Genomic DNA, 20,577 nt, shown 5'->3' with positions numbered 1-20,577 from the left:
GGTTCTCCGAGACACTGCTCGGGAACCGGCCTTCGTCGTACGGACAGACAACAGGGCGTGGAGACGAATCAGGGGGAACCAGCGGCACAGTGGCGGCGGTTGCGCGTCCGGATCAGGGGCTCCGACCCGGACGCCTTCGGTGAGCTCTTCGACGCCTACGCCCGTGCCGTCTACAACCACGCCTACCGCCTGACGGGGGACTGGCCGACCGCCGAGGACATCGTGTCGCTCACCTTCCTGGAGGCGTGGCGGCTGCGCGGCAGGGTCGAGGTGGACGGCGGCTCGCTGCGGCCGTGGCTGCTCGGTATCGCCACCAACGTGACCCGCAACCAGCGCCGGGCCGCGCGCCGCCACGCGGCCGCGATGGCCCGGCTGCCGCGCGACGAGTCCGTCGCCGACTTCGCCGACGAGGTCGCGCGGCGCATGGACGACGAGGAGCAGCTCGCCGTCGTCCGTGCCGCCCTGGCGAAGCTGCGCCGCGCCGAACGCGAGGTCCTCGCGCTGTGCGTGTGGTCGGGCCACAGCTACGAGGGCGCGGCGGCGGCGCTCGGCATCCCGGTCGGCACGGTCAGGTCCCGGCTCTCCCGGGCACGGGCAAAACTCGCGAAAGCACTGGAACCCCGCAAAGGGCGCGGACAGACAAGAGGTGACCGCACGAACGCGGTCGGGCCTATCAAGGAGGGCATCCGATGAAGTCGCACGACGAGGCAACGGACCTCGACGGCTTCCCCGCCCCGCGCGAGCGGGACCTTCCGCCGGGCCGCCACCTGCGTCTCAAGGAGCATCTGTTGAGCGAGATCCGGGAACACGAGAGCGAGACCGCCTCCGCCCCCGCGAAGGGGCGCCGCCGCTGGCTGCGGCCGTCCCTGGCCGCGGGCGCGGTCGCCGCGGCGGTCGCCGCCGGGCTCGTCGTCGCCCAGCCCTTCGGCGGCGACTCGGCCGAGGCCGGGCCGCCGTCGAAGGAGACGGTGGCGATGCTGGAGGAGATCGCGGCGGCGGCCAGGACGTCCGCGCCGGGGGAGATCCGGGACGACCAGTTCGTCTACATCAAGAGCAAGATCAGCTACCGGGAGCACACCGAGGACAGCTCCGGTACCCCGTCGTCCGAGCTGTCGGCCCCCCGTGGCCGGGAGATCTGGCTGTCCGTCGACGGCAAGGGCACCGATGTGCTGCACGAGCCGGAGAAGGGCCTGACGTACGAACCTCTGAAGCCCGAGGCGGTGGGCGAGTACGACGACCACTACCGCAGCCTCCAGAAGCTGCCCACCGATCCCGTCAACATGCTCGACTGGCTGAACAGGGTCGCCGGGGAGCAGACCAACGGGAAGCCCTTCGTACTGATCGGCGACCTGGCGCGCGAGTCGCTGATGCCGCCGAAGCAGGCCGCCGCCATGTACCTGGCCGCGACGAGGATCCCCGGCGTCGAGCTGGTCGACGACGCCGTGGACGCCGTGGGGCGGCACGGGGTCGCCGTCTCCTGGGAGGACGACGGGGAGCGCACCGACCTGATCTTCGACAGGAAGACCAAGCAGTTCCTGGGCGAGCGGACCGTCGAGACCGAGGGCAAGCCGGACGTCGACAAGGGCGAGGTGTCCGCGAACACCGCCGTCCTGGAGCGGACGGTCGTCGACAAGGCGGGGCAGCGCCCGTAGCGGGTGCGTGACCTGAGGCGGCGTGTGCGTGACCCTGGCCCCATGAGTGAGACAACCATCGCGCAGGGGACCAGCAGGACCGAGGGGGACACGCACACGCTGCACTGGGTGCTGCGGCTTCCGCACCCGGTGGCGGAGGTCTGGGCGGCGGTCGCCACCCCGGAGGGACTGCCGGGGTGGCTGGCCGCCGCCGACGTCTTCGAGCCGCGCCTCGGCGGAGCCGTCACGCTGCGCTGGCTCAACACGGACGACCCGGCGGTGGGCGTCCACTCCGGGCACATCACCGCCTGGGATCCGGACATCGTCGCCGAGTACACCATCGACCTGCACGGGCGGTGCCGGTTCCACCTGGAGCACGTCGGGGACACGGGGACGACGCTGCGGTTCACCAACGAGATGACCGGCGACGACTCCTTCCGCCTGGACTGCCTCGCCGGATGGCACCACCACTTCGAGTTCCTCGCGGACGCCCTGGCCGGGCGGCCCAAGGACTGGTCGACGTGGAACCTGGACCGCTGGCGCGAACTGCGCGCGGCCTACGCCTAGTCCTGGCCGACGCGCAGCAGCAGCTTGCCCGTCGTCGTCCGGCCGCCCAGCAGCGCGTGGGCCCGCGCGGCCTCCTCCAGGGCGAACTCGGCGGTGACGGGCAGCGTGACCGTGCCGTCGGCGACGAGCCGGAAGGCCCGCTCGGCGAGCGCGCGCAGCGCCCCCGGGTCCTCCTTGGCCAGCGTCAGGATGGAGAAGCCCGCCACGGACCGCGTGCCGGGGAACAGCTCGGCCTGGCCGACCCGCCACGGCTCGGCCGCGCTCGCGTTGCCGTAGGAGACCAGGCGGCCGAAGGTGGCCAGCGCGTCGAGGCTCGCGCGGAAGGTCTCGCCGCCGACCGGGTCGAGCGCGAGGTCGACGCCCCGGCCGCCGGTGGCCGCGCGGGCGCCCGCCGCGAAGTCGCCGACGAACACCTCGTCGTACCCGTACTGGCGCGCGTACCGGGCCTTCGCCGGGCTCGACACCACCCCGAGCGCCCGCGCCCCGGCCGCCTTCGCCAGCTGGCCGAGGACGGTGCCGACGCCGCCCGCCGCGCCCTGCACCAGGACGGTCTCGCCCGCGCGCAGGCGGCCGACCTCGTGCAGGAGGGCGTGCGCGGTGGGCAGGACGGTGGGGAGGGTGGCGGCGGTCCGCAGGCCGATGCCCGCCGGTACGGGGAAGACGGTCGCGGCGTCCGCGACGGCCACCTCGGCGTAGGCGCCGCCCGCCGTGAGCGCGGTGACCTCCTGGCCGACGGCGAGGCCGGTCACGCCCGCGCCGAGCGCCCGGACCCGGCCCGACACCTCAAGGCCCGGCACGAACGGCAGGCCCGGCACCCGGTAGCCCTCGGCGCGGGCCTTGAGGTCGGCGAAGTTCACGCCGGTGTACGCCACGTCGATCGCGGCCTGGCCGGGGCCGGGCGCCGGGGTGTCGGCGTCGACGGTCCGCAGGACCTCGGGGCCGCCGAACTCGGCGAACTGGACTGTGCGCATGGGGAGCCTCCGGGTGTTCGATCCGCATTGAACACTCGGGACTGTATGGTTCTCATCGAACACTCTGCAAGTGGGCAAGTGGGCAAGTGGGCAAGCGGGGAGGCGGTCACATGGCCGGACGCACCAGCCATCGCGCGGCGCCGGTGCACGCGCGGCTTGAGGACGTCGGCGTGCAGGAGGCGCTCGCGGCGCTCGCCGACCCGGTGCGGCTGCGCCTGGTGCGGGAGCTGGCGGGCTCGGCGGACTGGTCGCGGGCCTGCGGCAGCTTCGACGTGCCGGTGGGCAAGGCGGCGCTGAGCCACCACTTCGCGGTGCTGCGCGCGGCCGGGCTCGTCGAGCAGCGCGACGAGGGGCCGCGCAGGGTGAACCGGCTGCGGCGCGAGGAGTTCGACGCCCGCTTTCCCGGGCTGCTCGCCCTGGTGCTGCGCGGGGACTGACCGGGGGCCGGGCGGCCCGCGCGCCAGCGGCCGCCGGTCCATCGTGCCCGCGTGGGACGCCCCAGACCCGCCCCTTCCCGAACCGGGGGCTGCCGCCCCCGGGCCCCCGCCTTGATCGGCGCTCCGCGCCTCGTCCTCAAACGCCGGACGGGCTGGATTCCACGGCGGGACTGGGGCGCCCCCGCGAGGGACGTCTACTTGTCCCGGTCCCGGTCCTCGTCGAGCCCCTTGAGGAACTCGGGGTTGTCGTCGGGGGCGACCCACCCCCCGGACCGGCGCGGGGCGCCCCCGCCAGAAGCCCGCTTCTTGCCGGTCACGAACCACGCGATCGGCCCGAGCAGCACCTCGCCGAAGAGGAGCACGATGATGACCCACACCACCTTGGGCAGGTGGCGGACCTCCTTCTCCGGCGTGTTCAGGACGTCGATGAAGGCATAGATCCACACGGCCAGGACCAGCAGGAACGGCAGATACCTGAGCATGCGGTGAAGATCCCCCAGAGAGTGGAGCGCGGGCGCCGGGCGCACCCGGTGACGGGGCCAGGGTAGCCGGTGACCGATACTTGACCGCATGGCTTATGACGATCTCCGCTCTCTGCTGAGGGCACTGGAGCGCGAGGGCGATCTCAAGCGAATCAAGGCCGAGGTCGACCCGTATCTGGAGGTCGGCGAGATCGTCGACCGCGTGCAGAAGTCCGGCGGCCCGGCGCTCCTCTTCGAGAACGTCAAGGGCAGCGACCTGCCCCTCGCGATGAACGTGTTCGGCACCGACCGGCGCCTGCTGAAGGCCCTCGGCCTGAAGTCGTACGGCGACATCGGCGAGAAGATCGGCGGGCTGCTGAAGCCGGAGCTGCCGCACGGGTTCGTCGGCGTCCGCGAGGCCTTCGGCAAGCTCGGCGCGATGGCGCACGTACCGCCGAGGAAGGTCAAGGAAGCGCCGGTGCAGGAGGTCGTGCTCCGGGGCGAGGACGTGGACCTGGAGCGGCTCCCGGCCCTGTTCACCTGGCCCAAGGACGGCGGGTCCTTCTTCAACCTGGGGCTCACGCACACCAAGGACCCCGAGAGCGGGGTGCGCAACCTCGGGCTCTACCGGCTCCAGCGCCACGACAAGCGCACCATCGGCATGCACTGGCAGATCCACAAGGACAGCCGCAACCACTACCAGGTCGCGGCCCGCAGGGGCGAGAAGCTGCCCGTGGCCATCGCCTTCGGCTGCCCGCCCGCCGTGACGTACGCCTCGACCGCGCCGCTGCCCGGCGACATCGACGAGTACCTGTTCGCGGGCTTCCTCCAGGGCAAGCGGATCGAGATGGTCGACTGCAAGACGGTGCCGCTCCAGGTGCCCGCGCAGGCCGAGGTGGTCCTGGAGGGCTGGCTGGAGCCGGGCGAGATGCTGCCCGAGGGGCCGTTCGGGGACCACACCGGGTTCTACACGCCGCAGGAGCCGTTCCCCGCGCTGACCATCGACTGCGTGACCATGCGCAGGAGGCCGCTGCTCCAGTCCATCGTGGTCGGGCGCCCGCCGACGGAGGACGGGCCCCTCGGCCGGGCCACCGAGCGGTTCTTCCTGCCGCTGCTGAAGATCATCGTGCCGGACATCGTGGACTACCACCTGCCCGAGGCGGGCGGCTTCCACAACTGCGCGATCGTCTCGATCGACAAGAAGTACCCCAAGCACGCGCAGAAGGTCATGCACGCCATCTGGGGCGCGCACATGATGTCCCTGACCAAGCTGATCGTCGTGGTCGACTCCGACTGCGACGTGCACGACCTGCACGAGGTCGCCTGGCGCGCGCTCGGCAACACCGACTACGGGCGGGACCTGACCGTCGTGGAAGGACCCGTCGACCACCTCGACCACGCCTCCTACCAGCAGTTCTGGGGCGGCAAGGCGGGCATCGACGCAACGAAGAAGTGGCCCGAGGAGGGGTACACGCGCGACGGCGGCTGGCCCGACATGGTCGAGTCCGACCCGGACACGGCGGCGAAAGTGGACCGCCGCTGGAGGGAGTACGGCCTGTGAGTTCCGCTTCCGCCGCGCTGCCGCAGCCGGGGCGCACCAAGGCGTTCCTGCGGCTCGTGATGATCGAGCACTCGGTGTTCGCGCTGCCCTTCGCGTACATCGCCGCGCTGACCGCGATGTACGAGTGGGACGAGAACATCCACTGGGGGCGGCTGCTCCTGGTGACCATCTGCATGGTCGGCCTGCGCACCTTCGCCATGGCCGTGAACCGGATCATCGACCGCGAGATCGACGCCCGCAACCCCAGGACCGCCCACCGCGAGCTGGTCACCGGCGCCGTCTCCGTGAAGTCCGCGTGGACCGGCGCGCTCGTCGCCGTCGTGGTCTTCCTGGGCTCGGCGGCGCTGCTCAACCCGCTGTGCCTGGCGCTCGCGCCGGTCGCCGTGGTGCCGATGGTGGTCTACCCCTACGGCAAGCGGTTCACCAACTTCCCGCAGGCGATCCTCGGTATCGCGCAGGCCATCGGGCCGATCGGCGCCTGGCTCGCGATCACCGGCGCGTGGTCGTGGACGGCCGTGATCCTGGGCCTCGCGGTGGGCGTGTGGATCGGCGGCTTCGACCTGATCTACGCCTGCCAGGACGTGGAGACCGACCGGGAGGTCGGCGTGATGTCGGTGCCCGCGCGGTTCGGCGTCCCGGCGGCGATCTGGGGCGCGCGCGGCTGCCACGCGGTGACCACGGCGCTGCTGGCCTGGTACGCCGTCGTCATCGGCGCGGGCGCGTTCTTCTGGCTGGGCCTGCTGATCGTCGCGGGTGCGTTCGTGTACGAGCACACGATCGTGCGCCCGCACGACCTGTCCCGCCTCAACCGCGCCTTCTTCCAGGTCAACGGCTTCATCGGGATCGCCCTGTTCGTCTGCGCCCTGCTCGATCTGCTCGTGCGCGGGCTGACCGTCTGACCGGCCGCATGACGCAGGGGCAGGCATGGATAGGCTTCACAGCGTGAACGCAGGACATACAGAGCGTAGGCCTTGGATCGTGGGGGTGTCCGGTGCCTCCGGCACGCCGTACGCCGCCTCGGTGCTGCGGGCGCTGCTCGCGGCCGGGGAGAGCGTGGACCTGGTGGTCTCGCGGGCCTCGCGCCTGACGCTGCTCGACGAGACGGGCATCTCGTTCCGGGACGCGCACTGGCGCGCCGACCTGGAGGAGTGGCTGTCGCGGGGGGCCGACGGCAAGCCGGGCACCTTCGCGGTGCGCACGGACGACGTGCGGTACTGGGCGGCCGGTGACCTCGCGGCGGGGCCGTCGTCGGGCTCGTACGCGACGAAAGGGATGCTGATCGTGCCCGCGTCCACGGCGTGCGTGGCGGGGGTGGCGCTCGGTCTGTCGAAGGACCTGCTGCAGCGGGCGGCGAGCGTGACGCTCAAGGAGGGGCGGCGGCTCGTGGTCTGCGTGCGGGAGACCCCGCTGAACGGGCAGACCCTCAAGCACCTGGTGAGCCTGGACGAGGCGGGCGCGATCGTGCTGCCCGCCTCCCCGGCGTTCTACGCGGGGGCGACGCACATCCAGGATCTGGTGGACTTCGTCGCCGGGCGGACGCTGGACGCGGCGGGAGTGCCGCACACGCTGTACCGCCGGTGGGAAGGGGAGCTCGGGGGCGGCTCCCGTGAGGCCTAGCGCTTCTTGGCGGCGGCGCGCTTCTTCGGCTTGCGCGCGGCGGCGGTGGCGGGCTGATGGGCACGCGAGCGGTTGGCCATGTCCTGCAGCTCGCGCATACGGGCGTAGGCCATCTCGATCGTGTACACGGGGAACACTCCTGATGAATTCGAAGGATCGTCGTTGATCGGCTGAGTTCTCGAAAGATTCGCAGGGCGCCAACCCTGTTACGCCTTAGATTCTACACGTAGACTCGCGAAAACGCTAAATAATGAAAGGCTTCGACCTATGGATGCCGTGGACAGGCAGCTCATCCAGGCTCTGCGCGAGAACGGCCGTGCCTCCTACGCCGAGCTGGGGCGCCTCGTCGGTCTCTCCGGCCCCAGCGTCACCGACCGGATCAACCGCCTGGAGGCGGCCGGGGTCATCACCGGCTACCGCGCGACGGTCGACTCCGCCTCGCTCGGCCTCGGCGTCACCGCGCTGATCGGCATCTCCCTGTCCGACGCCGCCGACCACGAGGACGTGGCCCGCCGCCTGCGCGACCTGCACGAGATCGAGGACTGCTGGTTCATCGCGGGCGACGACTCGTACATGCTCAAGGTCCGCGCCTCCGACGTGGACGGCCTGGAGAAGACCATCCGCCGACTCAGCGGCACCAAGGGCGTCTCCCGGACGCGTACGACGATCGTGCTCTCCACGAAGTGGGAGAACCGGGTCGGGGAGCTGCCCGAGGAGGTGTAGGCGCGCGGCGCCGAAAGGGGGCACCGCCTGCCCGGAGGGCGGGGGAGTACCGTTGGTCCGGTCTGTCGCAGGTCGTTGAGGGATAGAGGTACGGCAATGGACGCAGGGCTCAAGCGCGACCTTGAGGAGAAGGTCCGCTCCGGGGAGCGGCTGACCCGCGAGGACGGCATCGCCCTGTACGAGTCCGACGACCTGGCCTGGCTCGGCGGCCTCGCGCACGAGGTCCGCACCCGCAAGAACGGCGACGTGGTGCACTTCAACGTCAACCGCCACCTCAACATGACGAACGTGTGCACCGCGTCCTGCGCCTACTGCTCCTTCCAGCGCAAGCCGGGCGAGAAGGACGCGTACACGATGCGCATCGAGGAGGCCGTCCGCCTCGCCAAGGCGATGGAGGGCGAGAACCTCACCGAGCTGCACATCGTCAACGGCCTGCACCCGAACCTGCCCTGGCGCTACTACCCGCGCTCGCTCAGGGAGCTGAAGGCCGCGCTGCCGGACGTCTCCCTGAAGGCCTTCACGGCCACCGAGATCCACCACTTCGAGACGATCTCCGGCCTGTCCGCGTCGGAGATCCTCGACGAGCTGATCGACGCCGGTCTGGAGTCGCTGACCGGCGGCGGCGCGGAGATCTTCGACTGGGAGGTCCGCCAGCACATCGTGGACCACCGCACCCACTGGGAGGACTGGTCCCGCATCCACCGCCTCGCGCACCAGAAGGGTCTGAAGACCCCGTGCACGATGCTGTACGGCCACATCGAGGAGCCGCGCCACCGCGTCGACCACGTCCTTCGGCTGCGCGAGCTGCAGGACGAGACCGGCGGCTTCCAGGTCTTCATCCCGCTGCGCTACCAGCACGACTTCGTGGACATGAAGGACGGCAAGGTCCGCAACCGCCTCCAGGCCCGCACGCGGATGGCGTCCGGCGTCGAGGCCCTGAAGACCTTCGCCGTCTCCCGGCTGCTCTTCGACAACGTCCCGCACGTCAAGGTCTTCTGGGTGATGCACGGCGTCGCCACCGCCCAGCTCGCCCTCCAGCACGGCGCGGACGACATGGACGGCTCGGTCGTCGAGTACAAGATCACGCACGACGCGGACAACTTCGGCACGCCGAACAAGCTGACCCGCGACGACCTCCTCGAACTGATCCGGGAGGCGGGCTTCCGCCCGGTCGAGCGCAACACCCGCTACGAGGTCATCCGCGAGTACCCGGGCCCCGACCGGGAGCTGCGGGAGTCCCCCAGCCCATGCGCCTCTGACCGCGGAGCCGGTGGCGGTCGGCGCGGAGAGCCCTCCGCACCCCCCTCCTGCCCGGGAGGGCCGCCGTGCTTCACTGGAGGGGCCTGTTTCGGAACGGAAGAGTGGAATGACATGCTCCGCTACACGCTGATGCGCCTCGGGATCTTCGCGGGCTGCTTCGTGGTCGTCTGGGGCCTCGTCTACTCCGGCGTCGTGCCGCGCGGCCTCGGCGGTTCCAACCTCCTGTGGGTGGCGCTGCTCGCCCTGGTGGTGTCCGCGCCCATCAGCTTCGTGGTGCTGCGCAAGGAGCGCGACCGGGCCTCGGAGAAGGTCGTCGCCAAGGTCGACGACGTCAAGGCCAGTCTGGAGCGCAACCGCACCCAGGAGGACCGCGCCGACGACGCCGCGCGCACCGCGCAGTCGTAGGCCGCGCGCGCCGAGCCGTCGTAGGCCGCGCGCACCGCGCGACCGTAAGGTTCGTCACAGACCCCGTCGTACGCAGGGAACCCCGGTACCGGAGCTTGCCGCTCCGCTACCGGGGTTCCGGCGTTTCTGGGACTCTTGGGGCCCCTCCTACCTCAAACAAGACCTTTGATGTCCTCAAAGTTCAAGTGTTAACGTGTTCGACATGAAGACAGCAGCCGCGCACCGCGACGCCATGAGCGTCCCGCTCGTGGCGCGCCTGCATGTCGATCTCTGCCGCTGCCTGTCCGCGGCCTGTCGCCGCGTCTGAATCCCCGCGCAGACATAAGCAGCGGTGCCCGCCGACCCCTCGCGGTCGCCGCTCCACCACGTCCCCCGTCTTCACCCGGAGTGTGTCCGTGTCCGCGAATTCCGCGTCCCCCACCGAGGAGCCGAAGCCCGGCTTCCGGATACCCGACTTCCTGAAGCTCCCCTTCTGGGCCCAGATCCTCGGCGGTCTGGTGCTCGGCGTGCTGCTCGGCTGGCTGGCCCGCAGCCAGGACATCAGCTGGCTGGTTACCACCCTGTCCAAGGTCGGCGACACCTTCATCGGCCTGCTGAAGCTGGCCGTCGCCCCGCTGGTGTTCTTCGCCATCCTGATCTCGATCACCAACCTGCGGAAGGTCAACAACGCCGCCCGGCTGGCGACCCGCACCCTCCTCTGGTTCATGATCACGTCGCTGATCGCGGTCGTCATCGGCCTCGTCATCGGCCTGGTCACCAACCCCGGCGCGGGCACCGGCCTGACCCCGAAGGACGGCGCCAAGCCCCAGCACGAGGGCTCCTGGATCGACTTCCTCACCGGCATCATCCCGAAGGACGTCATCACGCCCTTCACCCAGCTGAACGTCCTCCAGATCGTCTTCATGGCCGCCGTCGCGGGCATCGCCATCCTCAAGATCGGCGACGAGCGGGCCAAGCCGATCCTGGACCTCAGCGAGTCCGTCCTCGCGCTGCTCCAGAAGGCCCTGTGGTGGGTCATCAAGCTCTCCCCGATCGGCACCATCGGCCTCATCGGCTTCGCCATCGCCGACTACGGCTGGAACCTGATCAGCAAGTACGCCACGTTCACCGCGGACATCTACATCGGCTGCGCCCTGGTGATGTTCGGCGTCTACCCGCTGCTGCTCTCCACGGTTGCCAAGGTCAACCCGCTCCAGTTCTTCAAGGGCGCCTGGCCCGCCATCCAGCTGGCCTTCGTCTCCCGCTCCTCGGTCGGCACGATGCCGGTCACGCAGAAGGTCACCGAGCGCCTCGGAGTGCCGAAGGAGTACACGTCCTTCGCGGTGCCGTTCGGCGCCACCACCAAGATGGACGGCTGCGCCGCGATCTACCCGGCGATCGCCGCGATCTTCGTCGCGCAGATCTTCGACGTGAACATGGGCATCAAGGAGTACCTGCTGATCGCCTTCGTCTCCGTCGTCGGCTCGGCCGCCACGGCCGGTCTCACGGGCGCCACGGTCATGCTCACCCTGACCCTGTCCACGCTCGGCCTGCCCATGGAGGGCGTCGGCCTGCTCCTCGCCATCGACCCGGTCCTCGACATGATGCGCACCGCCACGAACGTCGCCGGGCAGGCGCTGGTGCCGGTCGTCGTCGCGGCCCGCGAGAAGATCCTGGACCGCGAGGCGTACGACAACGCGTCCGCTTCGCCGCTGGATGAGGGGCCGCTGCCCGCTACTGCGTAGGGCCTGGGGCGGGTGGGTGCCCACCGCTTCGCGGTGGATGGTCTCCCACCCGCCCACCCGTTTCTGCCGGGTGACATGGGCGAGGCCCCCTGTGGGGGTTCTTCGCCGTCGGCGGCTTTCCCTCGGCGCCGTAGGGTGCTCTGTGGACAGTCGGTGGGCTAGGGCGGGGCGGTCGGGGTGGGAGACGGGCAGGGTGGGGGCGTGCGGCAGAAGCGGATGCCGCGGGCCGTGCGGGAGCGGCAGATGCTGGACGCCGCGGTGCGGACGTTCGGGCGGCGCGGGTACCGGGCCGCGTCCATGGACGAGATCGCGGAGCTGGCCGGGGTGTCCAAGCCGCTGGTGTACCTCTATCTGAACTCCAAGGAAGAGCTGTTCACCGCCTGCATCCGGCGTGAGGCCGCCGCGCTCACCGCGGCCGTGCGCGCCGCCGTCCGCACCGACCTGCCCGCCGACCGGCAGCTCTGGGACGGCCTGCGGGCGTTCTTCGAGCACACCGCGAGCCACCCCGACGCCTGGGCCGTGCTGCACCGCCAGGCGCGGGCCGTCGGCGAGCCGTTCGTCGCCGAGGTGAACGAACTGCGCGCGGGCATCGCCGCCTTCGTGACCGCCCTGATAGCGGCCGCCGCCCGCGAGGCCCACCAGGACCCGGAGCTGCCCGACCGCGAGGTCGCGGGCCTCGCCCAGGCACTGGTCGGCGCCGCCGAGTCCCTCGCGGGCTGGGCCAACGACGACCCCACGGTGACCGCGAGGGAAGCGGCGGCCACCCTCATGAACTTCGCCTGGACCGGGCTCGGCGGCCTCATGGAGGGCCGCCGCTGGTCACCGCCCCGGTAGCCCGGGGCGTACCCGGCCCGTCAGGTGCAGCCGCCCGCGCGGGTCGCGCAGCTCGAAGGCCTCGCCCTTGGCCCCGTACACGACCGTCCCGGGCAGCGGCACCGGCGCCCTGAACTCGGCCGCCAGGTACCGGGGCTGGTCCGGGTCGTAGGCGTGGCCGCGCCCGTGCTCCGCCGCGCAGCGCGCCACCGTCCACATGCCGTGCGCGATCGGCTGGGGGAAGCCGAACGGGCGGGCCGTCGCCGGGTACAGGTGGATGGGGTTGCGGTCCCCGGACGCGGCGGCGTAGCGGCGGCCCAGGTCGTCGGGCAGGTGCCACTCGGTGTGCGCGGGCAGCGGGGGCGGCTCCTCGGCAGCTGGTGGGGGCGCGGCCGGTGCCGGGGTCCTGTGCCGCGCCAGGTACGTGCTGCGGGACTCCCACACCGTCTCACCGTCGGCGACGTCCACCCGGGTGGCGACGGTCGCCGCCGTGCCGCGCCGGTGGGGCGTCAACTTCTCCGCGTACGTGGTGAGTTCCAGCTCCTCGGACGGGCGCGGGGCGCGGTGGCTGACGATCTCCAGGGACGTGTGCACCAGGCCGAGCAGCGGCAGCGGGAAGCTCCTCGCGGCCATCAGCCGCACGGTCGCCGGGAAGGCCAGGACGTGCGGGTAGGTCAGGGGAAGCGGCTCGTCGGGGCCGCGCTCGGTGGCGAAGCCGCAGATGCGCTCGTACGCGATGAGGTGCCGTACGTCGACCCGGGTGCGGGCGGTGCGGGAGCCGACGGGGCGGTCGGTGGGGTGGGGGCGCTTGAGGGGGAGAGGGCCGCGCCCTTGAGGAGGGTGAGGGCGAGCGAGGGGGCAGGCATGGGGGGCCTTTCCGCAGGGGGGTGGCTGTGGGGGCGGGCGGGCAGGGGCCGTCGGCGGGACTGCGGGGAGGGCCCGCCTACGAACCCAGGAGGCTCTGGCCGCAGACCCTGACCACCTGCCCGTTCACCGGGCCGGTCGCCAGCCACGCCACGGCCTCCGCCACGTCGACCGGGCGGCCCGCCTGGCCCAGGGAGTTCAGACGGCGCCCGGCCTCGCGGATGAGCAGCGGGACGGCGGCCGTCATGCGGGTCTCGATGAAGCCGGGGGCGACGGCGTTGACGGTCACGCCGTGCTCGGCGAGGGCGCGGGGGGCCAGGGAGCGGACGAGGCCGACGACGCCCGCCTTGCTGGCGGCGTAGTTCGTCTGGCCCGCGTTGCCCGCGAGGCCCGCGACGGAGGCCGTGGTCACGATGGCGCCGCCGCGCCGCACGGTGCCGGTCTTCAGCAGGAAGTCGGTGGTGCGCAGCACGCTCGCCAGGTTGACCTCAAGGACCGCGCTCCAGCGGTCGGCGGCCATGGCGGCGAAGCGCCGGTCGCGGGTGATGCCCGCGTTGTGCACGAGGGCGTGCAGGCCGTCCGGCAGGGCGGCGGCGACGCGCTCGCCCGCGTCGTCGGCGGTGATGTCGACGGGCAGGGCGGTGCCGCCGACGCGCTCGGCGACCCGCGCGAGGTCCGGGGCGGCGGCGGGCACGTCCAGGGCGACGACATGGGCGCCGTCGCGCGCCAGGACGTGCGCGACCGCCTCGCCTATGCCGCGCGCCGCGCCGGTGACGAGGGCCGTGCGGCCCGCCAACGGGCGTATCGGATCCGGCAGTTCGGCCTCGGGCTTGGGCTTGGCCTCGGCCTCGGATTCCGGCTCGGGCTCGGGCTCGGTTTGGGCCTCGATCACCTGGCCGGTCACGTACGCCGACTTCGGCGACAGCAGGAAGCGCAGCACCGGCTCGGCGGCCGTGGCCGACGGCGCCCGCACCAGCGTCGCGGTCCTGCCCCGGCCCAACTCCTTGGCCAGCGAGCGGACGAACCCCTCCAGGGCCTGCTGGGCCGCCGCCTGGTGGTGGTCGGCGGGGGATGGCGGCGCGCCGACCACGACCACGCGGCCGCAGTCCCGCACCGAGCGGACCACCGGGTGCAGCGTGGCGTGCACGTCCGCGAGGCCCGTGACCGAGGCGACGGCGGTGGCGTCCAGGACCACGGCGGCCGGGCGCTGGGTGCCCAACGGGCCCGCGTGCGGCGGCAGTCCGGAGCGGGTCAGCGCCTCGTGCAGCCCCGGCAGGGGCGTGTCGCCCGCCGTCAGGTGGAGCAACGGGCCCTCCAGCGCGGGCCGTTCGGCCGACCAGCGGCACAGCGGGGCGGGCTGCGGGAGACCGAGTCTGCGGGTGACGAACCGGCCGGGGGCGGTGCGGGTGAACGACAGATAGCGGTCGGCCATGGTTCAGCTCCCAGCTCGGGCTTGACTGCTCGGCTTGTCTTTACTTTTCAGTAAGGTTACTGAAGGGTCAGGAGCTGGTCGAGAAGCTGCGCGGACATCCTTGAGCAGTGGTAGCGCGCGGGTTTCCCGTGCGCCCCGTGCGTCCCTCGGCCGCCGGATTCCCCTCGTGCAGGCGCTGTACGGGTGCTGTACGGGTGCTGTGCGCGCGCCGGGGCCGGGGCGCTGGACGGGCGAGGTGGAGCCGGGGCGCCTAGGGTGGCCGGGAGGGGGACCGGACCTCTGGGAGGTTGCCCGTGCGTAAGCCCACGGCGGTGCGCAGGCCCACGGTGCTCACCGGCGCCACGGCCCTCGCCCTGGCCCTCACGGCCCTCCCCGCGGCCGCCGCTCCCGCGCCCGCCCCTGCCCCCGCCCCTTCCGGTTCCGCGCAGCCCGACCTCACCCGCTTCTACACCCAGAAGGTCAGGTGGAAGCCGTGCGAGCCCGAGGTCCAGCTCCTCCCGGAGAGCGTCACCGACGACAAGGACGTCACCTGCGGCACGGTCACCGTCCCGCTGACGTACGCCGACCCCGGCCGCGGCACCCTCGACCTCGCCCTGATGAAGGTCAGGTCCAGCGGGAAGAAGCGCGGCTCGCTCCTGGTGAACTTCGGCGGCCCCGGCGGCGCGGGCGTGTCCGGACTCGCCGACGCCAAGAGGGACTTCGGGTACGTGGGCAAGGGGTACGACGTGGTCGGCTTCGACCCCCGCGGCGTAGGCCTGAGCGAGCCCGTGACCTGCGGCGGCGAGGCCGAGGACGAGCCGGACGTGGACCCGGACGACGCCGCGGCCGTCCTCGCGGAGCTGCGCCGGACCGCCGAGCGCTGCGCCGAGGAGTCCGGCCCCGTACTGCCGTACATGGGCACCGTGAACGTCTCCCGCGACCTGGACGTCATGCGCCAGGCGCTCGGCGACAAGAAGCTGAACTACCTGGGGTTCTCCTACGGCACGCGGCTCGGCGCGGTCTACGCGGCGCAGTTCCCGAAGAAGGTCGGCCGCATGGTGCTCGACGGCGTCGACACGCTGACCGAACCCGTCGACGAGCAGGCCCTGGTGGGCGCCGAGGGGCGGCAGACCGCGCTCGACAACTTCCTGCTGTGGTGCACCGGGAACCCCGGCTGCGTCTTCGGCGAGGACGCGCGCACCGCCCGCGAGGCCATGGTCCGGCTCGTCGAGGACCTGGACGCGATGCCGCTGCGGTCCGCGGAGGGCGAGGAGTTCACCGGGCAGGACGTCGTCGGGATCCTCGGCAGCGCCCTCTACAGCCGCCAGGCCTGGCCCGCCCTGTCGCAGGCGCTCGGCGCGCTCCTCGCGGACGGCGACCCGCGGGCGCTGCTGCGCATGGGCGGGGTGGTGGGCCAGGCGCGCGCCGCGGCCCCGACCGCGGTCCCCGAGGACAACGCGACGGCCGCGCTGATGGCCGTGAACTGCGCCGACGACCCCGACCGGCCCGACGCGCGGCGCGTGGAGAAGGAGATCGGCCGCCTCCGGGCCGAATTCGAGGAGGCCTCCCCGGTGTTCGGCAAGTCGATGCTGATGCCGGTCCTGCTCTGCTTCGGGCGGCCTCCCGGCACCTCGTACATCCGTGACGAGGTACGCGACGTGGACACCCCGAAGATGCTCCTCGTGGGCACCCGCGGTGACCCGGCGACCCCGTACCGCTGGGCGGTGGAGACCGCCGAGCGGCTCGGCCCGTCCGCCGTCGTCCTCGACAACAGGGGCGACGGGCACACGGGGTACTTCGGCTCCAAGTGCGTGCGCGGGAAGGTCGACGCCTTCCTGCTCTACCGGCAGCTGCCGAAGAACGGCAGTTCGTGCGCCGCGGAGTGAGCCTCACCGCCTCGCCGTGCGCCCCGCCGGGTCCAGGCGCAGCATGGCCTCCTCGTCCGCGCTGCCCGGCTCGGCCTGGTAGGTGATCAGGCGCTGGCCGCCGGTGCGGGCGAGGCGCATCACCTCGTACGTGAGCGTCATCAGGCCCGCCTTGGGGTGGGCGAAGGTCTTGGTGCCGCCGCTGCGCTCGCACACCTCGTACCGGTCCCACAGGCGGGCGAACTGCGGTGACTTCAGGACCAGTTCGCCGACCAGGGCGGCCAGGGCGGGGGAGTCGGGGTCGCGGCCGCCGACCGCGCGCAGGTGCGCGACGGACCGCGCGACGGTCTCCTCCCACGGCACGTACAGCTCGCGGCCGACCGGGTGCAGGAAGAGGTAGCGGGTGACGTTGCGCTCCTCGGCGGGCCAGTCCCACAGGCCGGGCATCAGACGGCGGCCGGGCGCGTTCGCGGCGAGCACGTGGTTGTACGGGCCGACGACGTACGCGGGCAGCGGGCGCAGCGCCTCCAGCATCCGCTGGACGGACTCGCGCACGGTGGACTCCGTGGTGGGGTGCGGTTCCGTGAGCCTGCCCGAGGCCAGCTCCGCCAGGTCGTGCAGCCGCTCGTGGGCGTCGCCCTTCAGGCGCAGGGCGCGCGCGAGGGCGTCGATCACGGCCGGGGACGGGTTGGTCTCGCGGCCGCGCTCCAGGCGCGTGTAGTAGTCCACGCTCACGCCCGCGAGCGTCGCCAGCTCCTCGCGGCGCAGGCCCGGCGTGCGGCGCAGGCCCGCGCCCGCGGGCAGGCCCACGTCCTCGGGGCGCACCTGCGCCCGCCGGGCCCGCAGATACCGCCCCAGCTCGGTCCCGCCACTGCTCTTCATGCCCTTCATTGTCCGTGGTCGGGGGCGGGCGTGGGGGGCCGTGTCAGGGCCAGGAACGGTGCGGCCTGCCGGGGCGGGGCGGGGTGGGGGAGCGTGGCCCTCGCGGCGCGCCCCCTCCCGAAACCTGGGGCTGCCGCCCCTGGCACCCCGCTTGAAAGGGCAGCATCCGTGTCCGTCACCTCCCCAACCTCCCCAACCTCCCGAACCCGCGTCCCGTCGGCGGCCGCGCGGGCCCGGCGGCCCGCGCCCGCGGGGCTCGCGCTGCTCGCCTCGCTCCTCGGGTTCACCGTCATCACCATCGACGTCTCCGCCGTGAACATCGCGCTGCCGGACATCCGGGCCTCGCTGCACGGCGGCATGACGGGCCTCCAGTGGGTCGTGGACGCGTACACGCTGATGTTCGCGGCGCTGATGATCTCCGCGGGGGCCCTCGCCGACCGGGCGGGCGCGCGGCGCGCGTACGCCTGGGGGACCGCGCTGTTCACCGCCGCCTCGCTGGCCTGCGCCCTCGCGCCCGGCATCGGGACGCTGGTCGCGGCACGCGTGGCGCAGGGCGCGGCGGCGGCCGTGGTGATGCCGTCGTCGCTGGCGCTGATCCGGCAGGCGTACGACGACGCGCGGCGCCGGGCCCGGGCCATCGCGCTGTGGACGGTGGGCGGCTCGGCCGCCATGGCCGGTGGGCCGGTGCTCGGCGGGCTGCTCACGCAGACGGTGGGCTGGCGCGCGGTGTTCCTGCTGAACCTGCCGGTGGGCGCCCTGATCCTGGCCCTCCTCACCCGGGTCGCGCCGTCGCCGCGCCGCCCGGCCCCGCTCGACGTGCCGGGCCAGCTCACCGCGGTGCTCGCGCTCGCCGGGCTCGCGTACGCCGTCATCGAGGGCGGCCACACGGGGTGGACGGACCCGGCGGTGCTCGGGGCGCTGGCGTGCGCGGTGCTCGCCGGGTTCGGCTTCCGCGCGGCCGAGCGGCGCCACCGGGCGCCGATGGTGCCGCTGCCGCTGCTGCGCCAGCGCGAGGTCGGGGTGTCGCTGGCCGTCGGCTTCGCGGTGAACGCGGGCTTCTACGGCGTGGTGTTCCTGCTCGGCCTGTACGCCCAGAAGCTGCTGGGCCTGTCGGGGCTCGCGACGGGCCTGCTGTTCGTGCCGCTCGGCGTGCTCATCACCACGTCGAACCTGGTGTCGGCCCGGGTCTCCGAGCGCCGGGGCCGCCGCCCGGTCATCGTGGCCGGTCAACTCGTCCTGGCGGTCGCCATGTTCGCGCTGCTTCCGCTGGACGCGGACACGCCCGTGTGGCTGGTGCTCCTGCTGCTCGCGCCGACGGGCGTCGGCGGCGCGCTCGCCGTCCCCGCGCTCACCGCCCAGCTGATGGACGCCGTCCCCGCCCACCGCGCGGGCACCGCGTCCGGCCTGCTCAACTCCCTGCGCCAGACCGGCGGCGCCCTGTCGGTGGCCCTGTTCGGCTCCCTCATCGGCGCGGACGGCGGCTTCTCGGTGAGCGGGATGCGGGCGGGGCTGCTGGTGGTGGGCGCGGTGCTGCTGGTGACGGCGGGGTTGTCGGGGTGGCTGCTGCCGAGGGGCCACGGCGGTCGGTGAGCGCGGCTGGCGAGGGGGAGCGACAGCCGCCGAGCCCTGCCGCCCGGCGGCGCCAGCACCAGCCCTGGCTCGCCCTCCTGCTCCAACTACTCCACGAAGAAGCTGTCGTGCTCCACGAGGAACCGCCCGAACTCCTCGCCCCCGCGCTGGGCCATCTCCGCCACGTTCTCGAAGTACCCCTCGCGCGGGGCCCCGGGCGAGAACAGCATCAGCATCGACATCGGCTTGTCGGACACGTTCTTGAAGGCGTGCAGCCCGCCGACGGGCACGTACAGGAAGTCACCGGGCCGCCCGGTGAACCACTTCTCGCCGTCGTACAGCTCCAGTTCGCCGTCGAGAATGTAGAACGACTCCGATATCCCCTTGTGGAAGTGCGTCCTTGGCCCGCCCGCCCGCGGCCCCATGTCGACCTTGTAGAGGCCGAACTCCCCCTGTGTGGTGAGGGCGGTGGCCAGGTAGTGGATGTCCTGCACCGGCGTGCTGTGGTCGGGCGGCGCGCCGGCCGGTCGGTAGACCGCGCTGACCTCGCCCTCGTCGCCGAAGTAGCGCGGGTCCGGGTACGACATGGCCGACTCCTCCTGCGTGCTCGACTGCCTCTCCGCGACCGCGCGGCGGCCCGCCCATGACGCGGGTCGGAATATCCTAACGGTGTATGGAAATTGCACCAGGGGGCGTGGAGCGGCCGTAGCGGCCCACCCGCGGGGGAGGGGGGCGTGGACGCTCGGGTTCGCTGGGCGTCCCGTCGGTCGCGTGGGGCGGGGTCAGGTGTGGCGTCCGGCGTCCCGGTACGTTCCGGGGGTGGTGCCCGTCCAGCGGCGGAACGCCCGGTGGAACGCGGTGTCCTCGGAGAAGCCGAGCCGTGCCGCGAGGTCCGCGATCGGCTCGTGGCCCTCGGCGAGGCCCGCGATCGCCGCGTCGCGCCGCACCGCGTCCTTCACCTCCTGGTACGACGTGGACTCCCGCGCCAGCCTGCGCCGCAGCGTCGACGGGCTGAGCGCCAGCCGCGCCGCCACCTCGCCCAGCGAGGGCAGCCGCGGCGACGTCCGCAGCGCCGTGACGAGGGCGCGCCGCACCTGCTCGGCGACCGTCGTGCCGTACTCCCGCCGCGACAGCAGGTCGAACGGCGCGCGCCGCAGCATCGCCGCGAGCGCCGCCTCGTCCCGCACCAGCGGCGCGTCCAGCCAGCGCGCGTCGAGCCCCGCGCCCGTGCGCTGCGCCCCGAAGCGCACCGGGCAGCCGAACAGCCCCGCGTACTCGTGCCCGTGCGGGGGCGGCGGATGGCCGAAGTCCGCCCACCGCAGCGGGATGCGGTGGCCGATCAGCCAGCCGCACAGCCGGTGCCAGACCATGACCAGGCACTCGGCGAGGAAGAAGTCCTGGTCCAGGTCGTTGCGTACGGTGAGGACGGCGGCGTCGCGCGACCGCGTGAGCGCCAGGTCGGGGCCCCCGGGGAACAGGCCGTAGAAGGTGACCCCGCGCTCCATCGCCGCCCCCAGGTCGCGGCAGCCGAGCGAGGCGTGGCACATCATCGCGAACGTGCCGGGCCTGCTCCGCGCCGAGCCGAGGCCGATGAACTCGTCCTGCGTGGCCCGGTACGACTCCCGGAACAGGCGGGCGAACTGGGCCGCCGTCACACGGGCCCGGTCGTCACCGAGCAGCGGCGGCGGGATCCGCGCGGCCCGCAGCAGCGGCACGGTGTCGACGCCGCCGCGCCGGGCGCCGCGCAGCACCGCCCGCACGTGGTGCACGGTGATCGTCGGCCTGGCCATGACCCCTGACGTTAGCCCCGGGCGCC

Annotated in this window: 20 protein-coding genes and 2 pseudogenes; 14 read left to right on the top strand and 8 right to left on the bottom strand. The window is 72.8% G+C overall.

From position 1 onward, the window contains the following. Positions 1–57: 57 nt before the first annotated feature. From ACOBQU_RS16465 to ACOBQU_RS16455, 3 genes are read left to right on the top strand one after another with little or no spacing between them, the layout of a single operon-like run. Positions 58–693: an RNA polymerase sigma factor gene (locus ACOBQU_RS16465; RefSeq protein WP_423627751.1), complete on the top strand. Its 636-nt coding sequence runs from the start codon at positions 58–60 to the stop codon at positions 691–693. Next, positions 690–1,652 (top strand): CU044_5270 family protein, encoded by a 963-nt coding sequence (locus ACOBQU_RS16460; RefSeq protein WP_423627750.1) that lies wholly within the window; start codon positions 690–692, stop codon positions 1,650–1,652. The genes ACOBQU_RS16465 and ACOBQU_RS16460 overlap by 4 nt, the downstream gene beginning before the upstream one ends. 42 nt (positions 1,653–1,694) lie before the next feature. Next, positions 1,695–2,198: an SRPBCC domain-containing protein gene (locus ACOBQU_RS16455; RefSeq protein ID WP_423627748.1), complete on the top strand. Its 504-nt coding sequence runs from the start codon at positions 1,695–1,697 to the stop codon at positions 2,196–2,198. On the opposite strand, the gene ACOBQU_RS16450 is transcribed toward ACOBQU_RS16455, so the two are convergent. After that, positions 2,195–3,169 carry a quinone oxidoreductase family protein gene (locus ACOBQU_RS16450; RefSeq protein WP_423627746.1) on the bottom strand — a complete coding sequence of 325 codons (975 nt, stop codon included), beginning with the start codon at positions 3,167–3,169 and terminating at the stop codon, positions 2,195–2,197. The two genes, ACOBQU_RS16455 and ACOBQU_RS16450, sit on opposite strands and share 4 nt — an antisense overlap. Before the next feature lie 110 nt (positions 3,170–3,279). Between ACOBQU_RS16450 and ACOBQU_RS16445 the strand changes: the two genes are divergently transcribed. Further along, the gene (locus tag ACOBQU_RS16445; RefSeq protein WP_423627745.1) at positions 3,280–3,606 is read left to right on the top strand and encodes an ArsR/SmtB family transcription factor; all 327 of its coding nucleotides are present in this window, start codon (positions 3,280–3,282) and stop codon (positions 3,604–3,606) included. Between the two features lie 194 nt (positions 3,607–3,800). Here the strand turns inward: ACOBQU_RS16445 and ACOBQU_RS16440 are convergent, their stop codons facing one another. After that, positions 3,801–4,088, bottom strand: coding sequence for a PLDc N-terminal domain-containing protein (locus ACOBQU_RS16440; RefSeq protein ID WP_423627743.1), 288 nt, complete (start codon positions 4,086–4,088; stop codon positions 3,801–3,803). Positions 4,089–4,176: 88 nt separating this feature from the next. On the opposite strand from ACOBQU_RS16440, the gene ACOBQU_RS16435 reads away from it, so the two are divergent. The 3 genes from ACOBQU_RS16435 to ACOBQU_RS16425 are packed head-to-tail and all read left to right on the top strand — an operon-like array spanning position 4,177 to position 7,245. Next, positions 4,177–5,628, top strand: a complete 1,452-nt coding sequence (locus tag ACOBQU_RS16435) for a menaquinone biosynthesis decarboxylase (protein ID WP_423627741.1) — start codon at positions 4,177–4,179, stop codon at positions 5,626–5,628. Continuing rightward, the gene (gene mqnP / locus ACOBQU_RS16430) at positions 5,625–6,527 is read left to right on the top strand and encodes a menaquinone biosynthesis prenyltransferase MqnP (protein ID WP_423627739.1); all 903 of its coding nucleotides are present in this window, start codon (positions 5,625–5,627) and stop codon (positions 6,525–6,527) included. Before ACOBQU_RS16435 ends, mqnP begins: the two co-directional genes overlap by 4 nt. 25 nt (positions 6,528–6,552) lie before the next feature. After that, entirely contained in the window at positions 6,553–7,245 is a 693-nt protein-coding gene (locus tag ACOBQU_RS16425) for a UbiX family flavin prenyltransferase (protein ID WP_423627737.1), read from the top strand. On the opposite strand, the gene ACOBQU_RS16420 is transcribed toward ACOBQU_RS16425, so the two are convergent. Continuing rightward, complete coding sequence (locus ACOBQU_RS16420) at positions 7,242–7,373, bottom strand: hypothetical protein (RefSeq protein WP_423635027.1); 132 nt, start codon at positions 7,371–7,373, stop codon at positions 7,242–7,244. The two genes, ACOBQU_RS16425 and ACOBQU_RS16420, sit on opposite strands and share 4 nt — an antisense overlap. A gap of 139 nt (positions 7,374–7,512) precedes the next feature. Between ACOBQU_RS16420 and ACOBQU_RS16415 the strand changes: the two genes are divergently transcribed. The 5 genes and pseudogenes from ACOBQU_RS16415 to ACOBQU_RS16395 all read left to right on the top strand — a co-directional run bounded on the left by ACOBQU_RS16415 (position 7,513) and on the right by ACOBQU_RS16395 (position 12,191). After that, positions 7,513–7,968 (top strand): Lrp/AsnC family transcriptional regulator, encoded by a 456-nt coding sequence (locus ACOBQU_RS16415; RefSeq protein ID WP_030685400.1) that lies wholly within the window; start codon positions 7,513–7,515, stop codon positions 7,966–7,968. A 96-nt stretch (positions 7,969–8,064) separates the two neighbouring features. Next, positions 8,065–9,216 (top strand): annotated as a pseudogene (gene mqnE / locus ACOBQU_RS16410) (aminofutalosine synthase MqnE); the annotation flags it as partial. A gap of 123 nt (positions 9,217–9,339) precedes the next feature. Further along, positions 9,340–9,633, top strand: a complete 294-nt coding sequence (locus ACOBQU_RS16405) for a DUF4229 domain-containing protein (RefSeq protein ID WP_423634539.1) — start codon at positions 9,340–9,342, stop codon at positions 9,631–9,633. 395 nt (positions 9,634–10,028) lie between these two features. Further along, on the top strand, positions 10,029–11,357 hold the full coding sequence (locus ACOBQU_RS16400) for a dicarboxylate/amino acid:cation symporter (protein WP_423627735.1): 1,329 nt from the start codon (positions 10,029–10,031) through the stop codon (positions 11,355–11,357). 216 nt (positions 11,358–11,573) lie between these two features. Continuing rightward, on the top strand, positions 11,574–12,191 hold the full coding sequence (locus tag ACOBQU_RS16395) for a TetR/AcrR family transcriptional regulator (RefSeq protein WP_423634537.1): 618 nt from the start codon (positions 11,574–11,576) through the stop codon (positions 12,189–12,191). Here the strand turns inward: ACOBQU_RS16395 and ACOBQU_RS16390 are convergent. Together ACOBQU_RS16390 and ACOBQU_RS16385 are read right to left on the bottom strand one after the other, a co-directional pair. Next, positions 12,177–13,036, bottom strand: a pseudogene (locus ACOBQU_RS16390) (MaoC family dehydratase). The gene ACOBQU_RS16395 and the pseudogene ACOBQU_RS16390 overlap by 15 nt on opposite strands. A gap of 77 nt (positions 13,037–13,113) precedes the next feature. After that, on the bottom strand, positions 13,114–14,466 hold the full coding sequence (locus ACOBQU_RS16385) for a 3-oxoacyl-ACP reductase (protein ID WP_423627733.1): 1,353 nt from the start codon (positions 14,464–14,466) through the stop codon (positions 13,114–13,116). Positions 14,467–14,759: 293 nt separating this feature from the next. Here ACOBQU_RS16385 and ACOBQU_RS16380 point away from each other — a divergent pair, with 293 nt between their 5' ends. Further along, positions 14,760–16,331: an alpha/beta hydrolase gene (locus tag ACOBQU_RS16380; RefSeq protein ID WP_423627731.1), complete on the top strand. Its 1,572-nt coding sequence runs from the start codon at positions 14,760–14,762 to the stop codon at positions 16,329–16,331. 3 nt (positions 16,332–16,334) lie between these two features. On the opposite strand, the gene ACOBQU_RS16375 is transcribed toward ACOBQU_RS16380, so the two are convergent. Then, positions 16,335–17,192: a helix-turn-helix domain-containing protein gene (locus ACOBQU_RS16375; protein ID WP_423627729.1), complete on the bottom strand. Its 858-nt coding sequence runs from the start codon at positions 17,190–17,192 to the stop codon at positions 16,335–16,337. Positions 17,193–17,360: 168 nt separating this feature from the next. Between ACOBQU_RS16375 and ACOBQU_RS16370 the strand changes: the two genes are divergently transcribed. Continuing rightward, a complete protein-coding gene (locus tag ACOBQU_RS16370; RefSeq protein ID WP_423627728.1) occupies positions 17,361–18,782 on the top strand; it encodes an MFS transporter in 1,422 nt (473 codons plus the stop codon). A gap of 86 nt (positions 18,783–18,868) precedes the next feature. On the opposite strand, the gene ACOBQU_RS16365 is transcribed toward ACOBQU_RS16370, so the two are convergent. Both ACOBQU_RS16365 and ACOBQU_RS16360 read right to left on the bottom strand, forming a co-directional pair. Further along, entirely contained in the window at positions 18,869–19,348 is a 480-nt protein-coding gene (locus ACOBQU_RS16365) for a cupin domain-containing protein (RefSeq protein WP_423627726.1), read from the bottom strand. A gap of 195 nt (positions 19,349–19,543) precedes the next feature. Further along, positions 19,544–20,551 (bottom strand): AraC family transcriptional regulator, encoded by a 1,008-nt coding sequence (locus ACOBQU_RS16360; RefSeq protein WP_423627724.1) that lies wholly within the window; start codon positions 20,549–20,551, stop codon positions 19,544–19,546. Positions 20,552–20,577: the final 26 nt, after the last annotated feature.

It is taken from the genome of Streptomyces sp. G45 (assembly GCF_049542095.1).
Lineage (GTDB): Bacteria > Actinomycetota > Actinomycetes > Streptomycetales > Streptomycetaceae > Streptomyces.
The sequence above is the reverse complement of the archived record's forward strand: the minus strand, read 5'-3'. Positions and strand labels throughout refer to the sequence as shown.